Below are 14,180 nucleotides of genomic sequence, written 5' to 3'. Positions count from 1 at the left end.
GCGGCGCCGCGGTCAGAACGGCAGGTCGGTGCTGCCCGGCTCGACGATCAGCAGGCCGGTGACGCGGCCCTGCCCGTCGAACGCCGCCCGCCCCGTCCACTCCCCCGCCTCGTGCACGAGGGTCGTCTGCACGACCGTGCCGGTCGAGCGCGACGCCAGGAGGCGGGCGAGGGCGTTCCGGCCGTCGCGCGTCGTGGCCGTCGTGTCGCGCAGGGCGCGCAGGGGGCCGGTCGTGGCCACGACCTGCTTCCACACGCCGTCGAGCCGCTCGGGGGTCAGGGCGCGGGCCGTGCCGGGCGTCATGCGCGACCGCACCGCGGCCACGTCGTCGTCGGCGAGGAGGCGGAAGAGCTCCTCGGTGCGGGCTCCGAGGTCGGTCGGCGTCGCGGTCATGCAGCGATGCTACGAGCCCGCACGGCGAGGCGACATCCGTCGTGCGACGGAGGTCAGCGGCTCGACGACCCGGCCACGCGCTCGAGCAGGTCGAGGAGCACGTCGGCCGACCGGCGCCAGCTGAACCGGTCGGCCTGGCGGCGCGACGCCGCCGACCGCGCCTCCCACTCGCCCTCCAGGCGCCGCACGGCCGCCGCCGCCGAGGCGGGCGACCCCACGTCGAAGAAGAGCGCCGCGTCGCCGCCGATCTCGCGGAAGATCGGGATGTCGCTCACCACCGCGGGCGTGCCGAGGGCCATGCCCTCGACGAGGGGGATGCCGAAGCCCTCGGCGCGGGACGCCGTGACGACCGCCGTGGCCGAGAGCAGCACCTCCCGGTACTCCTTGTCGCTGGCACCGTCGTGGAAGACGAGCGAGCCGGCCGGGGCGAGCGCGACGAGCGCGGCTCGCTCGCGGTCGGAGACCCGGCTCATCAGGTGGAGGCGTGCGCCGTCGAGCAGCGGCAGGGCGCGCACCAGCGTCGCGACGTCCTTGTAGGGCATGAACGACCCCATGTAGACGAGCTCGCGGCCGGCGGGGCGGCTCCGCTCCGGGGCGGCGTCGACCGGGTCGGCGGCGTTCGTCACGACCGTGACGGGGCGGCGCGTCAGCCGGTGGCGGGCGATCTCGGCCTTCGTCGTCTCGCTCACGGTCACGACCGCGTCGGCCCGGTCGAGCAGCAGCCGCTGCGGCCACCAGGCGAGGTGGTACAGCCGCCAGAGCAGCCGGATCGGCGTCGCGAACTCCGGCGGCGGCGTCCGGTTCGTGTAGTAGATGAGGTCGTGCAGCGTGAGCACGAGTCGGTAGCGACGGCCCCACGAGCCCATCGTCTGCATCGGCGACCAGACCACGTCGGGCCGCAGCCGGTTGACCTGCCGGGCCACGGCGGGCTCCCGCACGCTGGTCGGGTCGCTGACCAGGAGGTGCGGCTGGGCGGGCAGCGACTCGAGCTGCCGCGGGTCGCTGACGAGCATGGTCAGCGGGTGCCGCTCCGCCAGGGCACCGACGACGCCCGCGGTGAAGCGGCTGATGCCGTCGTGGCGCCCCACGCGCACGTACCGGCAGTCGACGACGAGCCTCACGCGAGGAACTCCTCGATCGCGGCGGCCGCCTCGCGGGGCTTCTCGTAGTGGATCAGGTGCCCCACGCCCTCGACCACGACGAGCCGCGCGTCGGGGAAGAGCCCCTGCAGCACGTGCTGCGCCGGCAGCGCCGTGATGTCGTCGCGGTCGGCGGCGACGAGCAGGGTCGGCACGCCGACCTCGGCGGCGTACGTGCTCACGTCGCTCGAGACGGAGGCGCGGAAGGCGTCGAGCACGACGCGGCGGTCGGCGAAGCGCGAGAAGTACGAGTCGTGCTGGTCGTGGATCCAGCGGCGCAGCTCCCGGTCGTGGGTCTTGACCATCGCCAGGCTCGTGATGCGGACGACCCCGGCGTTCCGCAGCACCGACTGGCCCGCCGCCTCGGGCAGTGCCGCGCCGGCCTTGTAGTACGCGACGGCCAGCTGCGTCAGGACCCCACGGGGCCCGGAGAGGGCGGGCGCGGCGATCGGGTTGACCAGGACGAGGCGGGAGGCGCGGAGCCCGCCGGCCACCGCGGCCGACGCCACGATCGAGCCGAACGAGTGCCCCAGCACGACGACGTCCGGCCCCAGCCCCAGCGCCGCCACGAGCTCGCGGAGCCACGCCGCGTAGGCGGCCACGCTGTGCTCGCCGTCGAGCGGCGTCGACTCGCCGAAGCCGGGCAGGTCGGGCATGACGACCCGCACGCCGGTGAGGTGCGCCACGACCGGCTCGAGGCCGTGGTGGTCTCCGCGGAAGCCGTGGACGGCGACGACGGTGACCCGCGCCTCCTCGCCCCCCGGGGGGTCGTACGTCCAGACGTGCGTCTCGCTGCCGGCCACGCGGACGACGTCCTCACGGACGGGGACGGCGGCGAGCAGGGCCCGGTAGGGCGAGACGACGCGGGGCTCTCGGACGATCACCCGCCGAGTCTACGGAGGCGCGGGTGCCGACGCGCGGGAGAGGGTGCGCGCCGGGGCCCCGTGCGTCCTAGAGTTGGCCGGGTGAGCTTCACTGCCCCGATCCAGCAGCCCGGACTGACCCTCGACCCCCAGTGGCACCGCCGTGCGGTGTTCTACGAGGTGATGGTGCGGTCGTTCGTCGACAGCAACGGCGACGGCGCCGGCGACCTCCAGGGGCTGCTCTCGCGCCTCGACTACCTGCAGTGGCTGGGGGTGGACGCGCTCTGGCTGCCGCCGTTCTTCCAGTCGCCGCTGCGTGACGGCGGCTACGACATCCAGGACTACAAGGCGATCCTCCCCGAGTTCGGCACGCTCGACGAGTTCCGCGACCTGGTGACGAAGGCCCACGAGCGCAACATGCGCATCGTCATCGACATGGTGCTCAACCACACCTCGGACGCCCACGAGTGGTTCCAGCAGTCGCGCGAGGACCCGGACGGCCCGTACGGGGACTTCTACGTCTGGCGCGACACCGACGAGGAGTACAAGAACATCCGCGTCATCTTCGTCGACACCGAGGAGTCCAACTGGACGTTCGACCCGGTGCGGCGCCAGTTCTTCTTCCACCGCTTCTTCTCGCACCAGCCCGACCTGAACTTCGAGAACCCCGCCGTGCAGGAGGCCGTCTTCGACGTCGTCCGCCACTGGCTCTCGCTGGGCGTCGACGGCCTGCGCCTCGACGCCATCCCCTACCTCTTCGAGACGGAGGAGGGCAACGGCGAGGGCGAGCCGGCGACCCACGACTTCATCAAGCGGCTGCGCCGGATGGTCGACGACGAGTTCCCGGGGCGCGTGCTCATCGCCGAGGCCAACCAGTGGCCCGCCGAGACCGCCGCGTTCTTCGGCACGGAGGAGGAGCCCGAGTGCCACATGGCCTTCGACTTCCCCGTCATGCCGCGCATCTTCTACTCGCTGCGCGCGCAGCACGCCCAGGAGCTCACCCGCATCCTCTCCGAGACGACCGAGGTGCCGCCGGGCGCCGCCTGGGCCGTCTTCCTCCGCAACCACGACGAGCTGACCCTCGAGATGGTCAGCGAGGAGTACCGCCAGGCCATGTACGGCTGGTACGCCTACGACCCCCGGATGCGCTCCAACATCGGCATCCGCCGTCGACTCGCGCCCCTGCTCGACAACAGCCGTGCGGAGCTCGAGCTCGTGCACGCCCTGCTCTTCGCCCTGCCCGGCAGCCCGTTCCTCTACTACGGCGACGAGATCGGCATGGGCGACAACATCTGGCTGCCGGACCGCGACTCGTCGCGCACCCCGATGCAGTGGACGCCCGACCGCAACGCCGGCTTCTCCACGGCCGACCCGGGCAAGCTGTTCCTGCCCGTCGTCCAGTCGCTCGTCTACAACTACAACCTCGTGAACGTCGAGTCGCAGCTGGCGCAGTCGCGCTCGCTGCTGCACTGGGTGCGCAACGTCATCCACGTGCGGAAGGCCCACCCGACCTTCGGCCTCGGCACCATGCAGGTCGTCGAGTCCGACCACGAGTCGGTGCTCTCCTTCGTGCGCAGCTACGAGGGCAGCGGCTCGCAGGTCGGCGACCTGCCGGAGGACGTGCTCTGCGTGTTCTCGTTCGCGCACAACCCCGTCTCCGTCACGGTCACGGCACCCGAGTTCGCGGGGCGCACGCTGACCGACCTGTTCGGCGGAGCGCAGTTCCCGTCGTTCGACGAGGAGGGCCGAGTGACGCTGACGCTCGGCACCCAGGCGTTCTTCTGGCTGCACATCGGCGACGTGCCCGTCGTGACGCGCCCGGCTGTCGGTGGCGCCTCCTAGGCTCGGGGCGTGAGCAGCACCGAACAGGCCTCGTCCGTCTCCGTGGGCGCGCCGTCCGCCCCTGAGCCGACCGCGACCGCGGCGGCCGGTCTCGTCGAGCCGGGGCCCGTCCCGTCGTCGTGGTGGAAGGCGCTCGGCGTCTTCGACCTCGAGACGACCGGGATCGACGTCGAGACGGCGCGCATCGTCACGGCGCACGTGGGGCTGATCGACGCCACGGGGGCGAGCATCGCCCACGGCGAGTGGCTCGCCGACCCCGGCATCGAGATCCCGGAGCAGGCGAGCGCGGTGCACGGCATCTCGACCGAGCGTGCCCGGCTCGAGGGGCGGCCGGCGGTCGAGGTCGTGGCCGAGATCATCGCCGCGCTCCGGGCCGTCTTCGCGCGCGGCGTGCCCCTGGTCGTCTACAACGCCCCGTACGACCTCACCCTGCTCGACCGAGAGGCCCGGCGCCACGGCCTCGAGCCGCTCGGCGACGTCGGCGAGATCGGCTGCGTCGTCGACCCCCTCGTCATCGACAAGGCCGTCGACACCTACCGCAAGGGCAAGCGCACGCTCGAGGCCGCCGCGGGCGTCTACGGCGTCGTGCTCGACGACGCCCACGACGCGGGAGCGGACGCCGTCGCGGCGGGCCGGGTCGCGCAGGCCATGGCCCAGAAGTTCCCCGACCGTCTCGACGTCCCGTCGACCGAGCTCCACGACCTCCAGGTCGGCTGGTGCGGCACCCAGGCCGCGAGCTTCCAGGAGTACATGCGCCGCACGAAGGACCCGTCCTTCACCGCGTCGGGCGAGTGGCCGCACCGGTCGCTGCCCGGCGTCTGAGCCGGCCTCCCGCAGGCAGCCGACCCGCGACTCCCCCGGGCAGTCGACCCGCGACTCCCCCGGGGCTGCCGACGGCCCGCCCCGTCGGCGGACGCAGAAGAGGCGGCCCACCGGAGTGGACCGCCTCTGGCGGCTGACAGCTGCTGCTTACTTGCCGAAGTTCTTGTAGCGCGAGTTGAACTTCTCGACGCGACCGGCCGAGTCGAGGATGCGCTGCTTGCCCGTGTAGAACGGGTGCGACTCGGACGAGATCTCGACGTCGATGACCGGGTAGGTCTCACCGTCGAGCTCGATGGTCTTGTCGCTCGTCGTCGTGGAGCGCGTGAGGAACGTGGCGCCCGATGCGAGGTCGCGGAAGACGATCTGCTTGTACTCGGGGTGGATGTCGGTCTTCATGAGAGTCCTAGGTCTAGCGGATGAGTGGTGGTGTGAGTCGGGGGGACCCGGCGCGACGAACGCCCCGGACCAGCTGTCAACGATACCAGACGGGCGGCCCGGATCGCAGGAGGCGGGGGTCAGCCGGCAGCGCGTGCCGCGTACCGGCCGTCCGCCGACGTGACCGTCAGGTCGAGGCCGAAGACGGCGCCGAGGGTCTCGGCCGTGACGACCTCGTCGAGGGGCCCGGCGGCGACGACGTGGCCGCGGTCGAGGAGGAGCGCGTGCGTGAAGCCGCGCGGGATCTCCTCGACGTGGTGGGTGACCATGACGATGGCGGGCGAGTCGTCGGAGGACGCGTAGCCCGAGAGCATGCCGAGGAGCTCCTCGCGGGCGCCGAGGTCGAGGCTGGCCGCGGGCTCGTCGAGCAGGAGCAGCTCAGGATCGGTCATCACCGAGCGGGCGATCTGGACCCGCTTCTGCTCGCCGTCGCTGAGCTCGCCGAACGTGCGGTCGGCGAGGTGGTCGAGGTTCCACTCCTCCAGCACGCGGTGCGCGCGGCGGACGTCGACGGTCTCGTACTCCTCGTTCCAGCGCCCGGTGACCGAGTAGGCCGCGGTCAGCACGACGTCGACGACCTTCTCCTTCGCCGGGATGCGACGCGCGACCGTGGTCGACGCGAAGCCGATGCGGGGGCGGAGGTCGAAGAGGTCGACCGACCCGAGGTCGGAGCCGAGCACCTCGGCGGTTCCCGACGAGGGGTGGCTCTGCGCGGCGGCGACCTGGAGGAGGCTCGTCTTGCCGGCGCCGTTCGGCCCCAGGACGACCCAGCGCTCGTCGGACTGCACCGTCCAGCTCACGCCGTCGACGACGGGAGAGCCTCCACGGACCACGGACACATCGGTGAGCTGCAACACGGTCGACATGCTCATCAGCCTAGCGACGCAGCCCCTCGTACACGCCGAGCGTGCGCTCGGCGATCCGGCCCCAGCTGAACTCGGCCTCGGCGCGCATCCGGCCCGCGCGGCCCATCAGCCGGGCGAGTCCGGGGTCGCCGACGACCTCCGTCAGCACCCCGGCGAGGTCGCGGACGAAGCGCTCGGGGTCGAGGGGGGTGCCGGTGCCGTCCTGCACCTGCTCCAGCGGCACGATGCGGCCGGTGAGGCCGTCCGCGACGACCTCCGGGATGCCGCCGGTGTCGGAGCCGACGACCGGCACGCCGCAGGCCATGGCCTCGAGGTTCACGATGCCCAGGGGCTCGTAGACCGAGGGGCAGACGAAGGTCGTGGCGGCCGAGAGCACCGCGCTCAGCTCGTGGCGGGGCAGGACGCGCTCGATCCAGACGACGCCGCTGCGCTCCTCCTGGAGCTCGCGGACGAGGGCCGTGACCTCCGCCATGATCTCCGGGGTGTCGGGCGCCCCCGCGCAGAGCACGAGCTGCACCTCCGGCGGCAGCAGCTTCGCGGCGCGCAGCAGGTAGGGCAGGCCCTTCTGGCGGGTGATCCGGCCCACGAAGACCACCGCGGGGCGGTCGGGGTCGATGCCCAGCCCACGGACGACCTCGGCGTCGTCGACGCGCTGCCAGCCGTCGAGGTCGATGCCGTTGTAGACGACGCTGACCTTCTGCTCGTCGATGCCGGGGTACGACCGGAGGATGTCGCGGCGCATGCCCTCGCTGACGGCGATGACGGCGTCGGCCGTCTCGTACGCCTGGCGCTCGATCCAGCTCGACACGCGGTACCCGCCGCCGAGCTGCTCGGCCTTCCAGGGCCGGAGCGGCTCGAGGCTGTGGGCCGTCAGCACGTGGGGGACGTCGTGGAGCATCTGCGCGAGCTGGCCGGCGGCGTTCGCGTACCAGGTGTGGCTGTGGACGACGTCGGCCCCGCCGACGTCCTGCGCGATGCGGACGTCCGTGCCGAGGGTGCGCAGGGCTCCGTTGGCGTCGGCCAGCTCGGCCAGGTCGGGGTAGCCGGTCGTGCCCGGCTCGGCGTCGACGGTGCCGAACGCGCGCACCTGCACGTCGATCGACGACCGGAGCGCCTTCACGAGCTCCGAGACGTGGACTCCCGCCCCTCCGTAGACGTTGGGCGGGTATTCCTTAGTGATGACATCGACTCGCACGCTGATCACCGTAGTCGCGCGGCGCTGAATCGTGCCATCCTGGCCCCATGGCATCAAAGAAGATCTTCGGCATCGTGCTCGCTGGTGGCGAAGGCAAGCGCCTGATGCCCCTGACCGCGGACCGCGCCAAGCCGGCCGTCCCGTTCGGTGGCAACTACCGCCTCATCGACTTCGCGCTCAGCAACCTGATCAACTCGGGGCTGCGCCAGATCGTCGTGCTGACGCAGTACAAGTCGCACAGCCTCGACCGCCACGTCTCGCAGACCTGGTCGATCGAGGGGCTGCTCGGTGCGTACGTCGCGTCCGTCCCCGCCCAGCAGCGGCTCGGCAAGCGCTGGTTCGCCGGCAGCGCCGACGCCATCCTGCAGAGCCTCAACCTCCTCCGCGACGAGAAGCCCGACATCGTCGTCGTGGTCGGCGCCGACCACGTCTACCGGATGGACTTCTCGCAGATGATCGAGGCGCACGTCGCCTCGGGCGCCGGCGTCACGGTCGCCGCGATCCGCCAGCCGATCTCGCTCGCCGACCAGTTCGGCGTCATCGAGGTCGACGGCGACGACCCGACCCGCATCGGCCGGTTCCTCGAGAAGCCGACCGACGCGACGGGGCTGCCCGACTCCCCCGGCGAGATCCTCGCGTCCATGGGCAACTACGTCTTCGACGCCGACGTCCTCATCGACGCCGTGCTCCGCGACGGCGAGAAGCCCGACTCGAACCACGACATGGGCGGCGACATCGTGCCCGACTTCGTCTCACGGGGCGACGCGGCCGTCTACGACCTCAACCGCAACGAGGTCCCCGGGGCCACCGAGCGCGACCGCTACTACTGGCGCGACGTCGGGACGATCGACTCGTTCTACGACGCGCACCGCGACCTGATCTCGGCGCTGCCGATCTTCAACCTGTACAACACCGACTGGCCGATCTTCAGCCAGCAGCTCAACTCGCCGCCCGCGAAGTTCGTCCGTGACGCGCACGGCAACCTCGGCACGACCATCGACTCCGTCGTCTCCCTCGGGTCGCTGCTGTCGGGCGCGCACGTCGAGCGCAGCGTCCTCGGGCCCTGGTGCACGCTCGACTCGGGCTCACGCGTCGTCGACTCGATCGTCTTCGAGCGAGCCCACATCGGGCCGGGCGCGGTCGTCGAGCGCGCGATCCTCGACAAGGACGTCGTCATCTCAGCCGGCGCCTCCGTCGGCGTCGACGCCGAGGCCGACCGGGCCCGGGGCTTCACCGTGACGCCCTCCGGCATCACCGTCGTCGGCAAGGGCGTCCGCGTCGACCAGTAGGGGCCGGGGCCGTTCCGGGAGGGCGGGCCGCTACGCCGTGTGACCTCAGCGTCCGCGGCGGGCGGCCCGCCCTCACTATGGTGGGGGCGTGCCGCGCTTCCTCACCGTCCTCGACGTCGACTCCACGCTCATCGAGAACGAGGTGATCGAGCTCCTGGCCGACGCCGCGGGGTCGCACGCCGAGGTCTCCCGGATCACCGAGCGGGCGATGGCGGGCGAGCTCGACTTCGCCGAGAGCCTCACGGCTCGCGTCGCCACCCTCGCCGGCCTGTCGGAGGGCGTCTTCGCCGACGCCGTCGCCCAGGTCCGCGTCACCGAGGGCGCCGAGGAGCTGATCGCGGGCCTGCACGCCCACGGCAGCGTGATCGGTGTGGTCTCGGGCGGCTTCCACGAGGTCCTCGACCCGGTCGCCGAGCGCCTCGGGCTCGACCACTGGCGGGCCAACCGCCTCGAGGTCGTCGACGGCGTGCTGACCGGTCGCGTCAGCGGCCCCGTGGTCGACGCCGAGGGCAAGGCCGCCGCGCTCCGCGAGTGGGCCGAGGAGTCGCGGGTCGACCTCGAGCACACGGTGGCGGTCGGCGACGGGGCGAACGACCTGCTGATGATGCGGGCCGCCGCGCTCTCCGTGGCCTTCAACGCCAAGCCCCGCGTCCGCGAGCAGGCCGACCTCGTCGTCGCCCGGTGCGACCTCGCGGAGCTCCTGCCCCTGATGGGGCTCCGCGGCTGACCGGCCCCGCCGCGACGCCCCGTCCTCCGGGGGTCGGGGTCAGTGCCCCATGCCCAGGCCGCCGTCGACCGGGATGACGGCGCCGGAGATGTAGGCGGCGTCGTCGCTCGACAGCCAGGCGATGGTCTTCGCGACCTCCCCGGCGGTGCCGAAGCGCTGCGCGGGGATGGTCTTGCGGTACTCGGCCTGCTGCTCGTCGGGCAGCACCGCCGTCATGTCCGTCTCGATGAAGCCGGGGGCCACGACGTTCGCCGTGATGCCCCGGGCACCGACCTCGCGGGTCAGCGACCGCGCGAAGCCCACCAGCGCGGCCTTCGACGACGCGTAGTTGACCTGGCCGGGGCCGCCGTAGAGGCCCACGACGCTAGAGACGAGCACGATCCGGCCGAAGCGGGCCTTGAGCATGCCCTTCGAGGCGCGCTTGACGACGCGGAACGCGCCGCCGAGGTTGGTGTCGACCACCGAGGTGAAGTCCTCCTCGGTCATCCGCATGAGGAGTCCGTCCTTCGTGATGCCGGCGTTGGCCACGACGACCTCCACCGGGCCGAGCTCGGCCTCGACGGCGGTGAAGGCGGCGTCGACCGAGGCGGAGTCGGTCACGTCGGCGACGACCGTCATCGTGCCCTCGGGGCCCTGGCCGCTGCGCGCGGTCACCGCGACGCGGTGGCCCTGGGCGACGAGCTCCTCGGCGATGGCGCGGCCGATGCCGCGGTTCCCGCCGGTGACGAGGACGGTGCGGGGCGTGGTCATGGTGTCTCCTCGGGGTCGTGCGTCGGGCGCAGCGTGGGGGGCGACCGGAGGTCGTGGCCGTTCGCGGCCGCCGACCAGCCTACTGTCGGCTGTCGGGCTTAAGATCGGCTCACGCGCCGCCCGTGGCGCTCTGAGCCCGTGAGTGCATGAAGACTTCCCAGCCGATCACCTCCCTCCCCCCGTCGCCGACCGACGATCGCCACTCCCGCATGCGCCGCTACCTGCTGGCCACCGGGATCCGCATCGTGTGCATCGCCCTGTGCTTCGTCATCCCGCTCTCCTGGTGGACGCTGCTCCCCGTCCTCGGCGCCGTGGTCATCCCCTACGTCGCCGTCGTCCTGGCCAACGTGGGCCACGAGTCCGGGCAGGAGGTCGAGCGCCCCGGCGGCGTCGAGCTCTACCGCGGTCCCGACCCGGCGTGGCAGCCCGAGGCCGAGGCCCCCGCCCCGGAGCCCGTCCGGCCGGTCGTCGTCGACGACGAGCCCGACGACGACGCACCCGTGGCGGGTGCCGACGGCGTCCTCCGCTGATGCTCGGCCTCGGTCTCGACGGCCCCGGTGACGTCCAGTGCTCGCGCGCCGGGTGCACCGCCTCCGCCGTCTCCGCGGTCAACTGGCGGAACCCGAAGATCCACGGGCTCGACCGGGTGAAGGTCTGGTCGGCCTGCGCCGAGCACGTCGACTTCCTCGCCGAGTTCCTCCGGGCGCGCGACTTCCCCGTCGTCGTGACGGCCGCGGGCGTCACGGTCGACCGGGTCCCCGAGGAGGCGCGGTGAGCGACGCGCGCACCACCGGCGCCCGCAAGTGGCTGGGCTACCTCGGCGTGGTCGTCGTCTTCGCCGTCGTCTGCGGCTTCCTCGCCCACTGGCAGTGGAGCCGCCACGAGGAGAAGATGGTCGTCGTCCACCAGCTCGAGCAGCGGTACGACGCGGCTCCTGTGCCGCTCGACGAGGCCGTGCCCGCCCTCGACTCCTACGACCCCGCGCTGGAGTGGCAGCCGGTGAGCATGACCGGGACGTACGTCGCCGACGAGACCCTGCTCGTGCGCAACCGGCCCCTCAACGGGCAGCCCGGCTTCGAGGTGCTCGTGCCGTTCCGGGTCACCGGCGGTGACGTCTTCGTGGTCGACCGCGGCTGGGTGCCCACGGGCAACGACCAGGACGCCCCCGACGAGGTCCCCGCTCCCCCGGAGGGCGAGGTCACGGTGACCGCCCGCCTCAAGCCGGGCGAGCCCGCCCTGGGGTCGCGCACCGGAGTCCCCGGCACGAACCAGATCGCCACCGTGCAGCTCAGCGAGGTGCAGGCCCGGGTGAGCGGCACGATCTACAGCGCCTCGTACGGCCTGCTGCAGAGCGAGACGCCGGCGCCGGCCGAGGCTCCCGTGAAGGCGAGCGCGCCCGAGATCGACACGGGCCTGAACCTCTCCTACTTCGTGCAGTGGATCATGTTCGCGGTCGGCGCCTTCGCCTTCCTCTTCTACGTCTTCCGTCAGGAGCGCCGCAACCGGGCCCTCGACGAGGAGGGCGCCGACGGCGACGAGGCCCGCGTCCGGGAGGCCGAGCGTGCCCGCCGGCGCGCTGCCCGGCCGCTCGCCGACAACGACGCGGAGGACGAGCTGCTCGACGCCGCCGGCCACTGACCCGGCGCGGGCGGCGTGCCGCCCCGTCGGTCAGGCGAGGTTGATGAGGTCGCTGTAGTCCTTGGTCCAGTGGTCCTCGGTGCCCTCGGGCATGATCAGCACGCGCTCCGGGTTCAGCGCCTCGACCGCTCCCTCGTCGTGGCTGACCAGGACGACGGCCCCCTCGTAGTTGGCGAGGGCGTCGAGGATCTCCAGGCGGCTGGCGGGGTCGAGGTTGTTCGTGGGCTCGTCGAGCAGCAGGACGTTGGCGCCGGAGACGACGATCATCGCCAGGGCGAGGCGGGTCTTCTCGCCACCGGAGAGGACGCCGGCCGGCTTGGCCGAGTCGTCGCCCGTGAAGAGGAACGAGCCCAGCACGCGCCGCGCCTCCATCTCGGTGATGTTCGGCGACGACGAGACCATGTTCTCGAGCACGCTGCGCGCGACGTCGATCGTCTCGTGCTCCTGGGCGTAGTAGCCGACGCGCAGGCCGTGGCCCGGCTCGAGCTGCCCCGTGTCGGGCTCGTCGACGCCCGCGAGGATGCGCAGCAGCGTGGTCTTGCCGGCACCGTTCAGCCCGAGGATCACGACCTTCGAGCCACGGTCGATGGCGAGGTCGACGGCCGTGAAGATCTCGAGCGAGCCGTAGCTCTTCGAGAGGTTCGAGGCCATCAGGGGCGTCTTGCCGCAGGCCACCGGCGTCGGGAAGCGCAGCTTGGCGACGCGGTCGACGGCACGGACCTCCTCGAGGCCCGAGAGGAGCTTCTCGGCCCGGGCGACCATCTGGTGGGCCGCCGCGGCCTTCGACGCCTTCGCGCCGAAGCGCGCGGCCTGCTTCTGCAGCGCCGACGCCTGCTTCTCGGCGTTCGAGCGCTCCTTCTTGCGGCGCTCCTCGTCGGCGGCGCGCTGGCGCTGGTAGTTCCGCCAGCCCATGTTGTAGATGTCGATCGCCTGGCGGTTGGCGTCGAGGTAGAAGACGCGGTTGACGACCTCCTCGACCAGCTCGATGTCGTGGCTGATGACGATGACGCCGCCCTGGTACGTCTTGAGGTACTCGCGCAGCCAGACCACGCTGTCGGCGTCGAGGTGGTTCGTGGGCTCGTCGAGGATCATCGTGTCGGCGGCCGAGAAGAGGATGCGCGCGAGCTCGATGCGTCGGCGCTGGCCGCCGGAGAGGGTCGAGAGCGGCTGGTCGAGGATCCTGTCGGGCAGGCTGAGGTTGCTGGCGATCGACGCCGCCTCGGCCTCGGCCGCGTAGCCGCCGAGCGCGTTGAACTGGTCGTCGAGGTCGCCGTACCGCTTCATGGCGCGGGCGGCGACGTCGGCGTCGGGGTCGCCCATGAGGAGGGTCGCCTCCTGGATGCCGAGCAGGAGCTGGCCGAGGCCGCGGGCGTCGAGGATGCGCGTGCGGGCGAGGTCCTCCGGGTTGCCGCTCCGGGGGTCCTGCGGCAGGTAGCCGATCTCGCCGCCGCGCTCGATCTTGCCGTCGGTCGGCTGGGTCTCCCCCGCCAGCGTCTTGGTCATGGTGGTCTTGCCGGCGCCGTTGCGCCCGACGAGACCGATCTTGTCGCCCTTGTCGACGCGGAAGTTCACGTCGGCCATCAGCAGGCGAGCGCCGACGCGGATCTCGAGGTCGTGCACGGAGAGCACAGCAGTATTCCAATCGATTGGGAGGATGTCCACAACGCAGCCCGAGCAGGGGCCGCCTCTAGGATGAGACATCGCGTGGAGGGGGTCGCAGCACTGCGCTGCCGACCAGCCGCTCGGCCGATCAACCTACCCATTCTAGGAGACTGCATGACGAACACTGCTGCACCGATCTCACGGCCGGTCCTCGCCGACCGCCTGGTCACGAGGAGCTGGGCCACCGACGTCGCCCTCGTCCTCGGCGGAGCGGCCTTCACCAGTGCCCTCGCCCAGGTGCAGGTTCCCCTCTGGCCCGTCCCCGTCACGGGCCAGACGCTCGCGGTGATGCTCGTCGGTGCGACCCTCGGGGCGCGTCGTGGGGCCCTGTCGATGCTGACCTACCTCGTGCTGGGCGTCGTCGGCCTCCCGATCTTCGCCGAGTTCACCGGCGGCCCCCTCAGCGTCCTCAAGCCCAGCTTCGGCTTCATCGTCGGGTTCATCCCGGCGGCGGCGCTCGTGGGCTGGCTCTCCCAGCGCGACTGGGACAAGAAGTGGCTGCTGTCGGTCGTCGCGTTCTTCCTCGCCAGCCTCGTGCCCTTCGTGGTCGGCCTGCCGT

Annotated in this window: 16 protein-coding genes; 8 read left to right on the top strand and 8 right to left on the bottom strand. The window is 72.1% G+C overall.

The window, feature by feature from the left end; genetic code table 11:
• Nucleotides 1-12: 12 nt before the first annotated feature.
• Genes ASF82_RS06470 through ASF82_RS06460 form a run of 3 tightly spaced genes read right to left on the bottom strand, consistent with a single transcriptional unit; the run spans nucleotide 13 to nucleotide 2,416 of the window.
• Nucleotides 13-393: a hypothetical protein gene (locus tag ASF82_RS06470; RefSeq protein ID WP_056054890.1), complete on the bottom strand. Its 381-nt coding sequence runs from the start codon at nucleotides 391-393 to the stop codon at nucleotides 13-15.
• A 53-nt stretch (nucleotides 394-446) separates the two neighbouring features.
• Nucleotides 447-1,514, bottom strand: coding sequence for a glycosyltransferase family 1 protein (locus ASF82_RS06465; protein ID WP_056054887.1), 1,068 nt, complete (start codon nucleotides 1,512-1,514; stop codon nucleotides 447-449).
• A complete protein-coding gene (locus ASF82_RS06460; protein WP_235491175.1) occupies nucleotides 1,511-2,416 on the bottom strand; it encodes an alpha/beta fold hydrolase in 906 nt (301 codons plus the stop codon). Before ASF82_RS06460 ends, ASF82_RS06465 begins: the two co-directional genes overlap by 4 nt.
• An 81-nt stretch (nucleotides 2,417-2,497) precedes the next feature.
• Here ASF82_RS06460 and treS point away from each other — a divergent pair, with 81 nt between their 5' ends.
• Nucleotides 2,498-4,237 carry a maltose alpha-D-glucosyltransferase gene (gene treS, locus ASF82_RS06455; RefSeq protein WP_056054884.1) on the top strand — a complete coding sequence of 580 codons (1,740 nt, stop codon included), beginning with the start codon at nucleotides 2,498-2,500 and terminating at the stop codon, nucleotides 4,235-4,237.
• Between the two features lie 9 nt (nucleotides 4,238-4,246).
• Nucleotides 4,247-5,059, top strand: a complete 813-nt coding sequence (locus ASF82_RS06450) for a 3'-5' exonuclease (RefSeq protein ID WP_156369929.1) — start codon at nucleotides 4,247-4,249, stop codon at nucleotides 5,057-5,059.
• Nucleotides 5,060-5,206: 147 nt separating this feature from the next.
• Here ASF82_RS06450 and ASF82_RS06445 read toward each other — a convergent pair whose 3' ends face one another.
• The 3 genes from ASF82_RS06445 to glgA all read right to left on the bottom strand — a co-directional run bounded on the left by ASF82_RS06445 (nucleotide 5,207) and on the right by glgA (nucleotide 7,555).
• On the bottom strand, nucleotides 5,207-5,455 hold the full coding sequence (locus ASF82_RS06445) for a type B 50S ribosomal protein L31 (protein WP_043594989.1): 249 nt from the start codon (nucleotides 5,453-5,455) through the stop codon (nucleotides 5,207-5,209).
• 119 nt (nucleotides 5,456-5,574) lie between these two features.
• Nucleotides 5,575-6,360: an ABC transporter ATP-binding protein gene (locus ASF82_RS06440; RefSeq protein ID WP_056055915.1), complete on the bottom strand. Its 786-nt coding sequence runs from the start codon at nucleotides 6,358-6,360 to the stop codon at nucleotides 5,575-5,577.
• Between the two features lie 10 nt (nucleotides 6,361-6,370).
• The gene (gene glgA, locus ASF82_RS06435) at nucleotides 6,371-7,555 is read right to left on the bottom strand and encodes a glycogen synthase (protein ID WP_056055913.1); all 1,185 of its coding nucleotides are present in this window, start codon (nucleotides 7,553-7,555) and stop codon (nucleotides 6,371-6,373) included.
• A 47-nt stretch (nucleotides 7,556-7,602) separates the two neighbouring features.
• On the opposite strand from glgA, the gene ASF82_RS06430 reads away from it, so the two are divergent.
• Both ASF82_RS06430 and serB read left to right on the top strand, forming a co-directional pair.
• Nucleotides 7,603-8,844, top strand: coding sequence for a glucose-1-phosphate adenylyltransferase (locus tag ASF82_RS06430; RefSeq protein ID WP_056054881.1), 1,242 nt, complete (start codon nucleotides 7,603-7,605; stop codon nucleotides 8,842-8,844).
• Between the two features lie 88 nt (nucleotides 8,845-8,932).
• Nucleotides 8,933-9,571 carry a phosphoserine phosphatase SerB gene (gene serB / locus ASF82_RS06425; RefSeq protein WP_056054879.1) on the top strand — a complete coding sequence of 213 codons (639 nt, stop codon included), beginning with the start codon at nucleotides 8,933-8,935 and terminating at the stop codon, nucleotides 9,569-9,571.
• Nucleotides 9,572-9,610: 39 nt separating this feature from the next.
• On the opposite strand, the gene fabG is transcribed toward serB, so the two are convergent.
• Entirely contained in the window at nucleotides 9,611-10,321 is a 711-nt protein-coding gene (gene fabG, locus ASF82_RS06420; protein WP_056054876.1) for a 3-oxoacyl-ACP reductase FabG, read from the bottom strand.
• 146 nt (nucleotides 10,322-10,467) lie between these two features.
• Here fabG and ASF82_RS06415 point away from each other — a divergent pair, with 146 nt between their 5' ends.
• The 3 genes from ASF82_RS06415 to ASF82_RS06405 are packed head-to-tail and all read left to right on the top strand — an operon-like array spanning nucleotide 10,468 to nucleotide 11,959.
• A complete protein-coding gene (locus ASF82_RS06415) occupies nucleotides 10,468-10,851 on the top strand; it encodes a DUF3099 domain-containing protein (protein WP_082514359.1) in 384 nt (127 codons plus the stop codon).
• The gene (locus tag ASF82_RS06410) at nucleotides 10,851-11,096 is read left to right on the top strand and encodes a hypothetical protein (RefSeq protein ID WP_056054870.1); all 246 of its coding nucleotides are present in this window, start codon (nucleotides 10,851-10,853) and stop codon (nucleotides 11,094-11,096) included. Before ASF82_RS06415 ends, ASF82_RS06410 begins: the two co-directional genes overlap by 1 nt.
• Nucleotides 11,093-11,959 (top strand): SURF1 family protein, encoded by an 867-nt coding sequence (locus tag ASF82_RS06405; protein WP_056054867.1) that lies wholly within the window; start codon nucleotides 11,093-11,095, stop codon nucleotides 11,957-11,959. The genes ASF82_RS06410 and ASF82_RS06405 overlap by 4 nt, the downstream gene beginning before the upstream one ends.
• A gap of 30 nt (nucleotides 11,960-11,989) precedes the next feature.
• Here the strand turns inward: ASF82_RS06405 and abc-f are convergent, their stop codons facing one another.
• Nucleotides 11,990-13,588 (bottom strand): ribosomal protection-like ABC-F family protein, encoded by a 1,599-nt coding sequence (gene abc-f / locus ASF82_RS06400; RefSeq protein ID WP_056054864.1) that lies wholly within the window; start codon nucleotides 13,586-13,588, stop codon nucleotides 11,990-11,992.
• A 147-nt stretch (nucleotides 13,589-13,735) separates the two neighbouring features.
• Here abc-f and ASF82_RS06395 point away from each other — a divergent pair.
• Nucleotides 13,736-14,180: biotin transporter BioY (locus tag ASF82_RS06395; protein WP_156369981.1), on the top strand; the 445-nt coding region annotated here is incomplete at its 3' end.

The organism is Frigoribacterium sp. Leaf164 (genome assembly GCF_001423665.1).
GTDB lineage: Bacteria > Actinomycetota > Actinomycetes > Actinomycetales > Microbacteriaceae > Frigoribacterium > Frigoribacterium endophyticum.
The sequence above is the reverse complement of the archived record's forward strand: the minus strand, read 5'-3'. Positions and strand labels throughout refer to the sequence as shown.

Excerpts from the sequence above, each read along its gene's own strand:
- ASF82_RS06470 (WP_056054890.1), bottom strand. The coding sequence starts at position 393 with ATGACCGCGACGCCGACCGACCTCGGAGCCCGCACCGAGGAGCTCTTC.
- ASF82_RS06445 (WP_043594989.1), bottom strand. The coding sequence starts at position 5,455 with ATGAAGACCGACATCCACCCCGAGTACAAGCAGATCGTCTTCCGCGAC.
- ASF82_RS06440 (WP_056055915.1), bottom strand. The coding sequence starts at position 6,360 with ATGTCGACCGTGTTGCAGCTCACCGATGTGTCCGTGGTCCGTGGAGGC.
- ASF82_RS06430 (WP_056054881.1), top strand. The coding sequence starts at position 7,603 with ATGGCATCAAAGAAGATCTTCGGCATCGTGCTCGCTGGTGGCGAAGGC.
- fabG (WP_056054876.1), bottom strand. The coding sequence starts at position 10,321 with ATGACCACGCCCCGCACCGTCCTCGTCACCGGCGGGAACCGCGGCATC.
- ASF82_RS06415 (WP_082514359.1), top strand. The coding sequence starts at position 10,468 with ATGAAGACTTCCCAGCCGATCACCTCCCTCCCCCCGTCGCCGACCGAC.
- ASF82_RS06410 (WP_056054870.1), top strand. The coding sequence starts at position 10,851 with ATGCTCGGCCTCGGTCTCGACGGCCCCGGTGACGTCCAGTGCTCGCGC.